Origin of the sequence: Cellulomonas soli (assembly GCF_013409305.1) — a bacterium.
Lineage (GTDB): Bacteria > Actinomycetota > Actinomycetes > Actinomycetales > Cellulomonadaceae > Cellulomonas > Cellulomonas soli.
The window spans coordinates 3,900,528-3,913,309 of record NZ_JACBZJ010000001.1 but is presented as its reverse complement, the minus strand read 5'-3'; the positions used below and the strand labels follow the sequence as shown (position 1 = coordinate 3,913,309).

Annotated in this window: 12 protein-coding genes and 1 pseudogene; all 13 read left to right on the top strand. The window is 73.8% G+C overall.

What is annotated here, in order from left to right; all coding sequences use genetic code 11:
* Nucleotides 1-22 precede the first annotated feature (22 nt).
* The 13 genes and pseudogenes from BKA22_RS17835 (at nt 23) to lgt (ending at nt 12,629) form a co-directional block, all read left to right on the top strand.
* On the top strand, nt 23-1,918 hold the full coding sequence (locus BKA22_RS17835) for an ABC transporter ATP-binding protein (RefSeq protein WP_146954373.1): 1,896 nt from the start codon (nt 23-25) through the stop codon (nt 1,916-1,918).
* Nucleotides 1,915-3,738, top strand: coding sequence for an ABC transporter ATP-binding protein (locus tag BKA22_RS17830; RefSeq protein WP_146954374.1), 1,824 nt, complete (start codon nt 1,915-1,917; stop codon nt 3,736-3,738). The genes BKA22_RS17835 and BKA22_RS17830 overlap by 4 nt, the downstream gene beginning before the upstream one ends.
* Before the next feature lie 124 nt (nt 3,739-3,862).
* A pseudogene (hisI, locus tag BKA22_RS17825) lies at nt 3,863-4,201 on the top strand (phosphoribosyl-AMP cyclohydrolase); the annotation flags it as partial.
* Nucleotides 4,202-4,332: 131 nt separating this feature from the next.
* Nucleotides 4,333-5,901 (top strand): anthranilate synthase component I, encoded by a 1,569-nt coding sequence (locus BKA22_RS17820; protein WP_146954375.1) that lies wholly within the window; start codon nt 4,333-4,335, stop codon nt 5,899-5,901.
* On the top strand, nt 5,898-6,524 hold the full coding sequence (locus BKA22_RS17815; protein WP_146954376.1) for a Trp biosynthesis-associated membrane protein: 627 nt from the start codon (nt 5,898-5,900) through the stop codon (nt 6,522-6,524). The genes BKA22_RS17820 and BKA22_RS17815 overlap by 4 nt, the downstream gene beginning before the upstream one ends.
* A 105-nt stretch (nt 6,525-6,629) precedes the next feature.
* The gene (locus BKA22_RS17810) at nt 6,630-6,932 is read left to right on the top strand and encodes an HGxxPAAW family protein (RefSeq protein ID WP_146954377.1); all 303 of its coding nucleotides are present in this window, start codon (nt 6,630-6,632) and stop codon (nt 6,930-6,932) included.
* Between the two features lie 120 nt (nt 6,933-7,052).
* Entirely contained in the window at nt 7,053-7,637 is a 585-nt protein-coding gene (locus BKA22_RS20455; protein ID WP_146954378.1) for a DUF4190 domain-containing protein, read from the top strand.
* Between the two features lie 4 nt (nt 7,638-7,641).
* Nucleotides 7,642-8,079, top strand: a complete 438-nt coding sequence (locus BKA22_RS17800) for a DUF2752 domain-containing protein (RefSeq protein ID WP_146954379.1) — start codon at nt 7,642-7,644, stop codon at nt 8,077-8,079.
* 17 nt (nt 8,080-8,096) lie between these two features.
* Nucleotides 8,097-8,654, top strand: coding sequence for a DUF4190 domain-containing protein (locus BKA22_RS17795; protein ID WP_146954380.1), 558 nt, complete (start codon nt 8,097-8,099; stop codon nt 8,652-8,654).
* Between the two features lie 141 nt (nt 8,655-8,795).
* Nucleotides 8,796-9,611 carry an indole-3-glycerol phosphate synthase TrpC gene (gene trpC, locus BKA22_RS17790; protein ID WP_146954381.1) on the top strand — a complete coding sequence of 272 codons (816 nt, stop codon included), beginning with the start codon at nt 8,796-8,798 and terminating at the stop codon, nt 9,609-9,611.
* A 35-nt stretch (nt 9,612-9,646) separates the two neighbouring features.
* Nucleotides 9,647-10,915: a tryptophan synthase subunit beta gene (gene trpB / locus BKA22_RS17785; RefSeq protein WP_146954431.1), complete on the top strand. Its 1,269-nt coding sequence runs from the start codon at nt 9,647-9,649 to the stop codon at nt 10,913-10,915.
* On the top strand, nt 10,912-11,745 hold the full coding sequence (gene trpA, locus BKA22_RS17780) for a tryptophan synthase subunit alpha (protein WP_146954382.1): 834 nt from the start codon (nt 10,912-10,914) through the stop codon (nt 11,743-11,745). Before trpB ends, trpA begins: the two co-directional genes overlap by 4 nt.
* Complete coding sequence (gene lgt, locus BKA22_RS17775) at nt 11,742-12,629, top strand: prolipoprotein diacylglyceryl transferase (RefSeq protein ID WP_146954383.1); 888 nt, start codon at nt 11,742-11,744, stop codon at nt 12,627-12,629. The genes trpA and lgt overlap by 4 nt, the downstream gene beginning before the upstream one ends.
* Nucleotides 12,630-12,782 lie beyond the last annotated feature (153 nt).

Below are 12,782 nucleotides of genomic sequence, written 5' to 3'. Positions count from 1 at the left end.
GTCCCGTCCTGGAAGGTCCGTCATGCGCACGCGGGTCCAGCCGACCTCGGCCGCCCTGACGGGTTCGATCGCACGGCGCGCGTCGCAGCTGCTCTGGCGAGGCATGCGCGCGCACCCGTGGACGTACGCCGCCGCGGTCGGCGCCTCGGCGCTCTTCGGCGCGACGACGGTGGCGGTCAGCCGCGTCCTCGGACTGGTCACCGACGAGGTCGTGGTGCCGGCGATCGCGGGATCCGCGGACGCCCGTGCCCGCCTGTGGTGGGCCGGCGGCGTGCTCGCCCTGGTCGCGGTGACGCTCGCCGTCGGGGTGGCCGGTCGCCGCGTCTTCGCCGGCATGGGCTACGCCGACCTGCAGGCCGACCACCGCTCGGGTGTCACGCGGCAGTACCTCAGGCTCCCGATGGCGTGGCACCGCCGGCACCCCACGGGGCAGCTCCTCTCGCACGCGTCGAGCGACGTCGAGGCGGCCACGAGCGTGTTCAACCCGCTGCCGTTCGCCCTCGGCGTCGTGGTGATGGTCGTGGTCGCAGCGGTCGCGCTTCTGCGCACGAACGTCTGGCTGGCGCTGGCCGCACTCGTCGTGCTGCCGCTGACGGTGGTGGCCAACCTGGTGTTCCAGCGTCGGATGTCCCCGGCCATCGCCCGCGCGCAGCAGCTGCGCGGCGAGGTCGCCGACGTCGCGCACGAGAGCTTCGAGGCGTCCGTCCTGGTCAAGTCGCTGGGCACCCAGGACCGTGAGCTGACCCGGTTCGCCGCTCGCGCCGACGCGCTGCGGGAGGCGAACGTCCGGGTCGGCGTGGTCCGGGCCTTCTTCGACCCGGTCATCGACGTCCTGCCGAACCTGGGCACCCTGCTCGTGCTCGTCGTCGGCGCCGTGCAGGTCCAGGCGGGCCGGATCGGCACGGGGGACGTGGTGGCCGCCGCGTACCTGCTGACCATGCTCGCGGTCCCGGTGCGCGCGTTCGGCTGGGTGCTCGGCGACATGCCGCGCGCCCTCGTGGGGCACGACCGCCTCGCCGCGGTGCTGGACGCCCGGCCCGCGGTGCCCGCCGGCGACACCACATGGGTGCCCTCGGGCGGCGGCGCACGGATCGGGTTCGCCGGTGTGTCGTACGACGTCCCGACGGCGCACGGCCACGCACGGCTGCTCGACGGGATCGACCTGGACGTGGCGCCCGGTCGTGTCGTGGCCGTCGTCGGCCCGACCGGCTCCGGCAAGTCGACGCTGGTCAGCCTGGTCAGCCGGCTCGCCGACCCGAACCTGGGTGCCGTGACGGTCGACGGCGTGGACGTGCGCGCCATGCGCCCGGCGGACCTCGCCCGTGGGGTCGCCCTCGTCTCGCAGTCGACGTTCGTCTTCGAGGACACCGTGCGCGGCAACGTGACCCTGGCCGACGTCGGGGAGGACGGGGCGCCGGACGACGACGCCGTCTGGGCGGCGCTGACCACGGCGCGCGCCGACGAGGTGGTGCGCGCACTGCCCGGCGGCCTCGACGCGCCGCTCGGGGAGCGAGGTGCGAACCTGTCCGGCGGCCAGAGGCAACGCCTCGCACTGGCGCGCGCCCTCGTACGGCACCCGCGCGTGCTGATCCTGGACGACGCGACCTCGGCCGTCGACCCGCAGGTCGAGCAGCAGATCCTGACCGGTGTGCGCGCGCACGGGGCCGACGGTCCGACCGTGCTGCTGGTCGCCTACCGCATGTCGTCGGTGCTCCTCGCGGACGAGATCGTGCACCTCGACGGCGGCCGCGTCGTCGATCGCGGGACGCACGAGGAGCTGCTGGGCCGTGACCCGGGGTACCGCGAGCTGGCGACGGCCTACGAGCGCGAGACCGAGCGCAGGGCGGCCACCCGTGCCGACCTGGAGCCGGACGACGTGTCCGGCGAGCTCGACGAGTCGTCGGAGGTCCTGCGATGAGCGACCAGGACCGGCCCACGACCGATCACCGGATGGCCCCGGCCAGCACCCTCGGGGTGATGGCCACGATCCGCCGCGGGCTGCAGGTCTCGCCCGAGCTCACGCACGGCTGGGGGCTGACCGCGGCGCTGGCGGTGCTCGCCGCTGCGGGCAAGGTGCTCGTGCCGATCGCGGTGCAGCAGGCGGTCGACGGGGGAGTGCTCGCCGACGGTGGACCCGACGTGCAGCGTGTCGCGCTCACCGCAGCAGCCGTCGCCGTCGGCCTGCTGCTCGGTGCCGCCTGCACCGCGCTGGTCAACGTCCGGCTGTTCCGGGCGTCGGAGGCCGGGCTGCTCACGCTGCGCACCCGCGCGTTCCGGCACGTGCACGACCTGTCAGTGCTCACCCAGGGGACGGAACGACGCGGCTCGCTGGTCTCGCGGGTCACCTCGGACGTCGACACGATCTCGTTGTTCGTGCAGTGGGGCGGCATCATGCTGCTCGTCTCGGTCCTGCAGGTCAGCGTGGCGACGGCCCTCATGGCGTTCTACTCCTGGCAGCTCACGCTCCTGGTGTGGGCATGCTTCGTGCCGCTGATGATCGTGCTGCCCCGCCTGCAGAAGCGGGTCAACGCCCGCTACACCGCGGTCCGCGAACGGTACGGGGCGATGCTCGGAGCCGTCTCCGAGGCGGTCGTCGGTGCCGAGACGATCCGGGCGTACGGGGTCGCCGCCCGCACGCAGCGACGGATCGACGCGGCCGTGCGTGCCACGCGGGACGCCATGGTGCGTGCGCAGAACCTGGTCTCGGTCGTGTTCGCCTCCGGCGTGCTCGTGGCCAACCTGGTGCTGGCCGTCGTCGTCGTGGCCGGCACGCGGCTCGGGATCGCCGGTGACCTGTCCGTCGGGCGGCTCCTGGCGTTCCTGTTCCTGGTCCAGCTGTTCACCGGACCGGTGCAGATGGCCACCGAGGTCCTCAACGAGCTGCAGAACGCGGTCGCCGGCTGGCGGCGCGTGCTCGGCGTCCTCGAGACCCCGGTCCAGGTCGCCGACCCGGTGGGCGAGGCCGTCGACTCCCCGCGCGGCCCGGCCGACCTGGAGCTGCGGGGCGTGGGCTTCGCCTACCCGGACGGCCCGCCCGTGCTGCGCGACGTCGACCTGCGGGTGGGTGCGGGGACCTCGGTCGCCGTGGTGGGTGCCACGGGGTCGGGCAAGACGACCATCGCGCGGCTGGTCGCGCGGTTCGTCGATCCCACGCACGGCGCGGTCCTGCTCGACGGCGTCGACCTGCGCGACCTGACCGGCCAGAGCCTGCGTGACCGGGTCGTCCTCGTGCCGCAGGAGGGCTTCCTCTTCGACGGCACGGTCGGCGAGAACATCGCCTACGGTCTGCGCGGACCCGCCCCCGTGGCACCGGCGGGCGCCGACCCGCGGGTGCGTGCGGCCGTCGAGGCCCTCGGACTCGGGTCGTGGGTCGACGAGCTCGCCCAGGGTCTGGAGACGCCGGTGGGGCAGCGCGGTGAGTCCCTCTCCGCGGGTGAGCGCCAGCTCGTCGCGCTCGCGCGGGCCTACCTGGCCGACGGTGACGTGCTCCTGCTCGACGAGGCGACCTCGGCCGTCGACCCGGCGACCGAGGTCAGGATCGCGCAGGCGCTCGACTCGCTGGCCGGTGGCCGCACGACGCTGACCATCGCGCACCGGCTGTCGACCGCCGAGGCCGCCGACCACGTGGTGGTCGTCGACGCCGGGTCGGTCGTGGAGCAGGGCTCGCACACCGAGCTGGTCGACCGTGGCGGGCGCTACGCGGCGATGCACCGGGCCTGGGTCTCCCAGACCCGCTGAGCCGACGCCCGTGCGCTCGCGGACGGCCCGTGGGCGCACCGGTGAGCCGTGGCAGGATCGGTCCGTGTCCAGCACGCCAGCCCGCTCCCCGCGCCCCGCCGGTTCCACGGCGCTCGACCCCTCGATCGCCGCACGCCTGAGCCGCGACGGTGCGGGGCTGGTCGCCGCGGTGGTCCAGCAGCACGACACGCGCGAGGTGCTCATGGTCGGCTGGATGGACGACGAGGCGCTGCACCGCACCCTCACGACCGGCCGGGTCACGTTCTGGAGCCGTTCGCGGCGGGAGTACTGGCGCAAGGGCGACACGTCGGGTCACGCGCAGCACGTCAAGGCGGTCAGCCTGGACTGCGACGGCGACGCCCTGCTCGTCGAGGTCGACCAGGTCGGTGCCGCGTGCCACACCGGCACCCGGACCTGCTTCGAGGCCGGCGGACCGCTGCCCGTGGTCGTCGGCTCCGCCCCTGCCGCGAGCACCGACGCCCCGGACGACACCCAGGCCGACACTCCGACCCGGCCCGACGCTGCGACCCGGCCCGACGCTCCGACCCTGCCCGACACTCCGACCCTGCCCGACACCGCCACCGGAGGAGACCGATGAGCACGCCCGCCGCCCCTGCCGACGTCACGACGGCGGAGGTCCCCTGGGGCGGGACGTGGCCGCAGGTCGGCGAGTTCCGCGAGCTCGCACGCGACCGCCGGGTCATCCCGGTGGTGCGGCGGCTGCTCGCCGACGACGTCACACCGGTCGGCCTGTACCGCCAGCTCGCAGGCGGCCGCCCGGGCACCTTCGTCCTGGAGTCCGCGGAGTCGGACGGCACCTGGTCGCGCTACTCCTTCGTGGGCGTGCGCTCGCGGGCGACCCTGACGGTGCAGGCGGGGCGGGCCGTGTGGTTCGGCGACGTCCCCGTCGGCGTGCCGACCGACGGAGACGTGCTCGACGTCCTGGCGCGCACGCTCGAGGTGCTGCGCACCCCGGCGGTGCCAGGGCTGCCCCCGCTCACCGGCGGGCTCGTCGGAGCGCTCGGGTGGGACGTCGTGCGGCACTGGGAGCCGACGCTGCCCGCTGCCGCGCCCGACGAGCTGGGCGTGCCCGAGCTGACGCTGCTCCTGGCCACGGACCTGGCGGTGGTCGACCACCTGGACGGCTCGGTGTGGCTGGTCGCGAACGCGATCAACTTCGACGACACCGACCAGCGGGTCGACGAGGCCCACGCCGACGCCGTCGCGCGGCTCGACGCGATGCAGGCCCGGCTCGCGCACCCGGCCGAGCCCGCCCTCGCGGGTCTGGTCGACGTCGCCGAGCCCGAGCTCGAGTTCCGCTCGACGCGTGCGGAGTTCGAGTCGTCGGTCCGTCGCGGCCAGGAGGCGATCCGGGACGGAGAGGTGTTCCAGGTCGTGCTCTCCCAGCGCCTCGACCTCGACTGCCCTGCCGAGCCGATCGACGTGTACCGGGTGCTGCGGACCATCAACCCGAGCCCGTACATGTACTACCTGCAGCTGCAGGACGCGCAGGGCAAGGACTTCGCCGTCGTCGGCTCGAGCCCCGAGACGCTCGTGAAGCTGACCGACGGACGCGTCGTCACGTTCCCCATCGCCGGCTCCCGTCCGCGCGGCGCCACGCCCGAGGAGGACCGGGCTCTGCACGACGAGGTGCTCGCCGACCCGAAGGAACGGGCCGAGCACATCATGCTCGTCGACCTCTCGCGCAACGACCTGGCGAAGGTGTGCGAGCCGACCTCGGTCGAGGTGGTCGAGTTCATGGCGGTCAAGCGCTACTCGCACATCATGCACATCTGCTCGACGGTCGTCGGGCGGCTCCGTGCCGGTTCGACGGCCCTGCAGACGCTCGTGGCGACGTTTCCCGCCGGCACCCTCTCGGGCGCACCCAAGCCCCGGGCGATCGCGTTGATCGACGAGATCGAGCCTGCGCGCCGCGGGATCTACGGGGGGACGGTCGGCTACTTCGACTTCGCGGGCGACATGGACATGGCCATCGCGATCCGCACCGCTCTCATCCGGGACGGCCGCGCGAGCGTGCAGGCGGGCGGGGGCATCGTGGCCGACTCGGTCCCGGCCCTGGAGTACGCGGAGTCGCGCAACAAGGCTGCTGCTGCCGTGCGTGCCGTCCAGGTCGCCGCGCGGCTGCGGCCGGCCGGCCGGTGAGCAGGCCGGCGGCCGCCTCACGGGGGCGGGTGCTGCTGGTTCTCGTGCTGCTCGCCGGGCTGACGGCGCTCGTGCACGTGCCGACGTGGCTGACCACGACCGGCACGTCGGCCCTGCAGGGTGTCGTGACGGTCGAGTCGTCCGGCACCGAGGTTGCCCCGGCGGGCCTGGCCGCGGCGGTCGTCCTGCTCGCCGCGGGGGCAGCTGCCGGGCTCGTCGGCCGGGGCGGCCGATGGGTCGTCGGGGCCGTCGTGGCGGCGGCCGGTTCCCTGGTGGTGGTCACGGCCGCGGTCGTGCTGGGCGGTCCTGAACGGGCGGTCGCTCCGGCGGTGGTCTCCGCGACCGGGGTCGGAGCACTCGCCGGCCCGGTGCACGTGGCACCGTGGCCGTGGGTCGCCCTCGTCGTGGGTGCCCTCGGTGTGGTCGCCGCGGGGTGGTTCGTCCGCGTCGCAGGCACGTGGCCTGCGCCGACCCGTCGCTACGACACCGTGACGACCGGCTCCGACCGCGGCAGCGCGGGTTCGGGCGCTGGCTCGGGCGCCGGCTCGGGCGCCGTCGCCGGACCGGTGGACGACGAGCGGGCTGCCTGGGACGCGCTGAGCCGCGGCGACGACCCGAGCTAAGGCCTGCATCGGGCCACCGACCGCACGAGGGTCGCGGTCGGCTCACCGGAGGGCGTCCGCCCAGGTCCGCTAGGGTGGGTCAGAACCGAGCACGAAGGGCACGACATGGCTGACGACACGCTCGCGCACCGCGCGCAGAACGCCACACGGACCGAGCAGGCCCACCTGCCGCCGAGCGCGGCCCCGACGAACCACGGCCACACCACAGCCGCCTGGACCACGACCGTCGTCGTGCTGCTCGGCTCCGTCATCGCTGCCCTGGGCATGGTCTTCGCGACCCCTTGGGTCGCCTGGGCCGGCGGCGCCGTGGCACTGCTCGGCGTCGTGCTCGGCAAGGTGCTGCAGATCCTCGGCCACGGCCAGGGCGGCGCCGCGACGCTCGCCCGTCAGGCCGGCACGAGCCACTGACCGACCGGAGGGTCGACGCCCTCCGTCCATGACGTCCGCCGCGCCTTCCACCGGGGTCGTCGTGACGAGTGACCCGACGCGGGCGGCCCCGTCCACGTCAGCACGAGCCGAGGAGGACCGGTGTCGACGCCCGACCAGCCGCAGGACCCGTACGCCGCGGGGAACCAGCCGCAGCAGCCCGATGCGGGGGCGACCCCGCCGCCGCCCGGCGCGACCCCGCAGTACCCGGCCGCTCCGCAGTACCCCGCTGCGCCGCCGGCCCCGGCCGCTCCGCAGTACCCCGCCGCTCCGCAGTATCCGGCTGCTCCGCAGTACCCGGCAGCCGGTCAGCCGCCTGCCTACGGTGCCGGGCCCCAGTACCCGGCTGCGCCCGCCTACCCGGGTGCGGCGCCGTACGGGCAGCCCGGCGCGTACGCACCCATGGTCGGCTACCCGAAGAACGGCCTCGGCGTGTGGGCGTTCGTGCTGGGCCTGGTCGCATTCCTGATGTGCGGCCCGTTCACCGCGATCCCGGCACTGATCGTGGGGTCGAAGTCGCGCAAGGCCGTGGCCGCCGGTGAGGCGAACAACGGGGGGATGGCCGTCGCCGGCATCGTGCTCGCCTGGGTCGGGATCGCCTTCGCGGTGCTCGGCGTCTTCTGGTTCGTCGCGAACTGGGGCACGTTCCGGGACTCGTTCATGGACGGGTACAACGGCACGTACTGAGCCCGTGGTCTCCTCGACGGCCTCCGGCGCACCCACGGTCGCTCGCGCCGTGCGGCCGTGGTGGCGCGGCCCGGCCGTCGTCGCGGGTGCGGCTGCGGCCGGTGTCGTACTGGTGCTCTGGCGGGACCCGCACGTCGGTGGCAACCTGGGCTTCTGCCCGATCCTTGCGCTGACGGGGTACGCCTGCCCCGGGTGCGGTGCCCTGCGGGCCACCGACGACCTGGCGCACGGGCGTCTTGCCGAGGCGTGGTCGCACAACCCGTTGTGGGTCGTCGCGGTCCCGGTGCTCGTCCTGCTCTGGGGCCGCTGGGTCGTGCGTTCCCGGCGGGGGACGCCGCAGGGACGGCTGCGGCCCGTCGTGCCTGTCGTTCTCTTCGTCGTCCTCGTGCTGTTCGGGGTGCTGCGCAACCTGCCGGCGCTCCAGCCGTTCCTCGGTCCGTGACCAGCGAAGGAGCTCCCATGTCGGACCCGACGTCCTCCACCGACCCGATCCAGCCTCCTGCGGAGCCCGCGGGTGGCGAGGTGCCGGCAGCGCCGTCCGCGACGCCGTCTCCGGCGCCCCCGCAGGTGCCGTACCCGCAGCAGGAGTACCCGCAGCAGCCGTACCCGCCGCAGGCTCCGCAGGGCGCAGACCAGCAGGGGCCTTACCAGCAGGGTGCGTACCAACAGGGGCCGTACCAGCAGGGGCCGTACCAGCAGGGTGCGTACCCCGCAGGCGCCTACATCCAGCCGTACCCGAAGAACGACCTGGCGGTGTGGTCGTTCGTGCTCGGTCTGGCCGGGTTCGTCCTCGGCTGCATGCTGTTCACGGGCATCCCCGCGGTCATCGTCGGGCGCAACGCGCAGCGGGCTGTCGCTGCCGGCGAGGCCAACAACTCCGGTCTGGCCACGGCGGGCATCATCCTGGGCTGGGTCTCGATCGCCCTGACGGCGGTGGCCGTGGTGCTCTTCGGCGTGCTGCTGGCCCTGGGCATCGCCATCCCGCTCGTCGCCGACCAGGCCTCGTCCGTGGGCTGAGCCGCGGGCGAGGCCGCGCACGGTCCCACGGATCGGGCCGTGGTCAAGTGCCCTTCGTCACCCCTCTACGATGATCGGAGAGGCCACCGCGCCCAGGGGGCATGTCGGGGTGGTCGCGCGACCGGGAGAGGTGAGGCGCCGATGGCTACCGTGCTGGACGAGATCGTCGCAGGTGTACGGGAGGATCTGGCCGTCCGTGAAGCGGCGACACCGCTCGCGGTGCTCAAGGAGCAGTCCGCCAGACGCGCGTCGGCGCTCGACGCCGTCGCGCGGCTCAAGGTGCCCGACGCCGTGACCGTCATCGCCGAGGTCAAGCGTTCCAGCCCGAGCAAGGGCGAGCTCGCGACCATCTCCGACCCGGCGGCGCTGGCCGCGGAGTACGAGAAGGGTGGGGCGTCGGTCATCTCGGTGCTGACCGAGGAGCGCAGGTTCCGCGGCTCGCTGGCCGACCTCGACGCGGTGCGCGCCCGGGTCGACATCCCGGTGCTGCGCAAGGACTTCGTCGTCACGCCCTACCAGGTCTGGGAGGCGCGGGCCCACGGCGCGGACCTGGTCCTGCTGATCGTGGCGGCGCTCGAGCAGACGGTGCTGGAGTCGCTCGTCGACCGTGTGCACTCGCTCGGCATGACGGCCCTCGTCGAGGTGCACGACACCGAGGAGGTCGCCCGGGCGGTCGACGCCGGTGCTCGGGTGATCGGTGTCAACGCCCGCAACCTCAAGACCCTCGACGTGGACCGCACCACGTTCTCGCGCGTCGCCCCGGCGATCCCGTCGGACGTGGTCAAGATCGCCGAGTCGGGTGTGCGCGGCCCGCACGACGTCATGGACTTCGCCCGCGCGGGTGCCGACGCGGTGCTGGTCGGCGAGGCGCTCGTCACGGACGACGCCCCCCGGCAGTCGGTCGCCGACCTCGTCGCGGCCGGCGCGCACCCCTCGCTGCGGGCGGTGCGCCAGTGAGCGGGCGTCCCGAGGCTGCCGGTCTGCGCGAGGCGATGGAGCAGGCGGTCGGCCCGCTCTCGACGCACAGCGGGCCGTACTTCGGCGAGTTCGGTGGGCGGTTCGTGCCCGAGGCGCTCGTCGCCGCGCTCGACGAGCTGGAGACGGCGTTCCACAAGGCGTTGGCGGACCCCTCGTTCGGTGCCGAGCTCGCTCGCCTGCACCGCACCTACACCGGTCGTCCGAGCCCGCTGACGGAGGTGCCGCGGTTCGCCGCGCACGTGGGCGAGCACGTGCGGGTGTTCCTCAAGCGCGAGGACCTGAACCACACGGGCTCGCACAAGATCAACAACGTGCTCGGTCAGGCCCTGCTGGTCAAGCGCATGGGCAAGAAGCGCGTCATCGCCGAGACCGGTGCCGGCCAGCACGGGGTCGCCACGGCCACCGCGGCCGCCCTGCTCGACCTCGAGTGCACGGTGTACATGGGCGAGGAGGACACGCGACGCCAGGCGCTCAACGTGGCCCGCATGCGGCTGCTCGGCGCCGAGGTGATCCCGGTGACGATCGGTTCGCGCACGCTCAAGGACGCGATCAACGAGGCCCTGCGCGACTGGGTCGCGAACGTCGACACGACGCACTACCTGCTCGGCACGGTGACGGGTCCGCACCCGTTCCCCGAGATGGTGCGCGACTTCCACAAGATCATCGGTGAGGAGGCTCGCGCCCAGCTCCTCGCGGAGACGGGGCGCCTGCCGGACGCCGTGCTCGCGTGCGTGGGTGGCGGGTCGAACGCCATGGGCATCTTCAACGCGTTCCTCGACGAGCCCTCGGTGCGCCTGTTCGGCTTCGAGGCCGGCGGACGCGGGATCACCCCCGGCGACCACGCGGCGCGGTTCTCCGGCGGTGTGCCGGGTGTGCTCCAGGGCACCCGCTCCTACCTGCTGCAGGACGAGGACGGTCAGACCATCCCCAGCCACTCGGTCTCGGCCGGTCTGGACTACCCGAGCGTCGGTCCCGAGCACGCCTGGCTGCACGACATCGGGCGCGCGCAGTACCGGCCGGTGTCCGACGAGCAGGCCATGGAGGCGTTCTCCCTGCTGTGCCGCACGGAGGGCATCATCCCGGCGATCGAGTCGGCGCACGCCCTGGCCGGCGCGATCCTGCTCGGTGCGGAGGCCTCGACGTGGGCGGTCGAGCACGGCCAGGAGCCGATCCTTCTCGTGAACCTCTCGGGTCGGGGCGACAAGGACGTGGCGACCGCGGCCGCCTGGTTCGGCCTGGTGGACGACGCGGCGGCGACGCCGACGGAGGGGGAGCAGCTGTGACCGGTCCGGTGGTGCGTTCGCAGACGGCGGACCGGCTCGACGGCCTGGGGCGGGCAGCCCTGGTCGGCTACCTCCCGGTCGGCTACCCCGACGTGCCCACGTCGGTCGAGGCGGTGCGCGCGCTGATCGACAACGGTGCCGACGTCGTCGAGCTCGGCATGCCCTACACCGACCCGTTGATGGACGGTCCCGTCATCCAGCACGCCGTCGACGCGGCGCTGCGGGGCGGCGTGCGGGTGCGCGACACGCTGCGCGCCGTGGAGCAGGTCGCCGGCCGGGGCGCGCCGATCCTGGTGATGACCTACTGGAACCTGGTGCTGCGGTACGGCGTGGAGGCGTTCGCCCGCGACCTCGCGGCGGCCGGTGGTGCGGGCCTGATCACGCCCGACCTCATCCCCGACGAGGCGGGCGTGTGGATCGACGCCTCGGACGAGCACGGGCTGGACCGGGTCTTCCTGGTGGCCCCGAGCTCGACGCCGGAGCGACTGGTCTCGACGGCCGCGGCGTGCCGCGGGTTCGTGTACGCCGCCTCCACGATGGGCGTCACGGGGGAGCGGGCGACGCTCGGCTCCGGGGCCGAGCGGCTCGTGGCCGACACCCGTGCCGCGGGTGCCGCGCACGTCTGCGTCGGCCTCGGCGTCTCACGACCGGACCAGGCGGCGCAGGTCGCCACCTATGCCGACGGCGTCATCGTCGGCTCGGCGCTGGTCCGCGCGGTCACCGAGGGGGTTCAGGACGGCACGGGCCTCGACGCCCTGGCGCGAACCACCGCCGCACTGGCGGACGGCGTGCGCTCGGCGGTCCGCCCGGGCGTCGGTTCGCGCTCATGAACGTGCCTGGTCTGCTCGCCGGATCGATTCCGAGCCCGTCGCAGGGCGTCTGGCACCTGGGCCCGTTCCCCTTGCGCGCCTACGCGCTGGCCATCCTCCTGGGGATCGCCGCGGCGATCTGGATCACCCGGCGACGGTGGGTCGAGCGAGGCGGCGAGGCCGACCAGGTGCTCGAGATCGCCTTCTGGGCGGTGCCGTTCGGCATCGTCGGAGGTCGGCTCTACCACGTCATCAGCTCGCCGCAGGCGTACTTCGGCGAGGGCGGTGACCCGTGGAAGGCGCTCGCGATCTGGCAGGGCGGCCTGGGGATCTGGGGCGCGGTGGCGTTCGGCGCGGTCGGCGCCTGGATCGGCTGCCGACGGCAGGGGGTGCGGCTCGCTCCCTGGGCCGACGCCCTGGCGCCGGGCCTGCTGGTCGCCCAGGCGTTGGGTCGCCTCGGGAACTGGTTCAACCAGGAGCTGTTCGGCAGCCCGACGACGCTGCCGTGGGGCCTGCAGATCGACGACGCCCACCTGCCTGCCGACGCCCTCCCGGGGACGCTGTTCCACCCGACGTTCCTGTACGAGATCGTGTGGAACCTCGCCGCGGCCGCCGTGCTGGTCTGGGCCGACCGCCGGTTCCGGCTGGGGCACGGCCGGGTGTTCTGGCTCTACGTGATGCTCTACACGCTCGGACGCGGGTGGATCGAGCTGCTGCGCATCGACGAGGCCAACCATGTGCTCGGGCTGCGACTCAACGTCTGGACGTCGATCATCGTCGGCCTCGGTGCGCTGGTAGCGTTCGTGGTGGTCGGACGCCGGCATCCCGGACGTGAGGCGACGGTCCTGCTCACACCCCCCACCGTGCAGGACGACGAGAAAGACGCTCAGCAGTCCGTGGGTTGATCCCACGGGCACGAGCGGTCCATCTCACCAGGCACGCTACGGCCCGGGTGTTTCAGGGCTGTATCGTCGCCACACGGCTGGGCCGACGGCGTCCCACGTTCCCCCTTTGTTCGTGCTAGACCCCGATCCGTCGGGGTCCGTGAGGACGGTGCT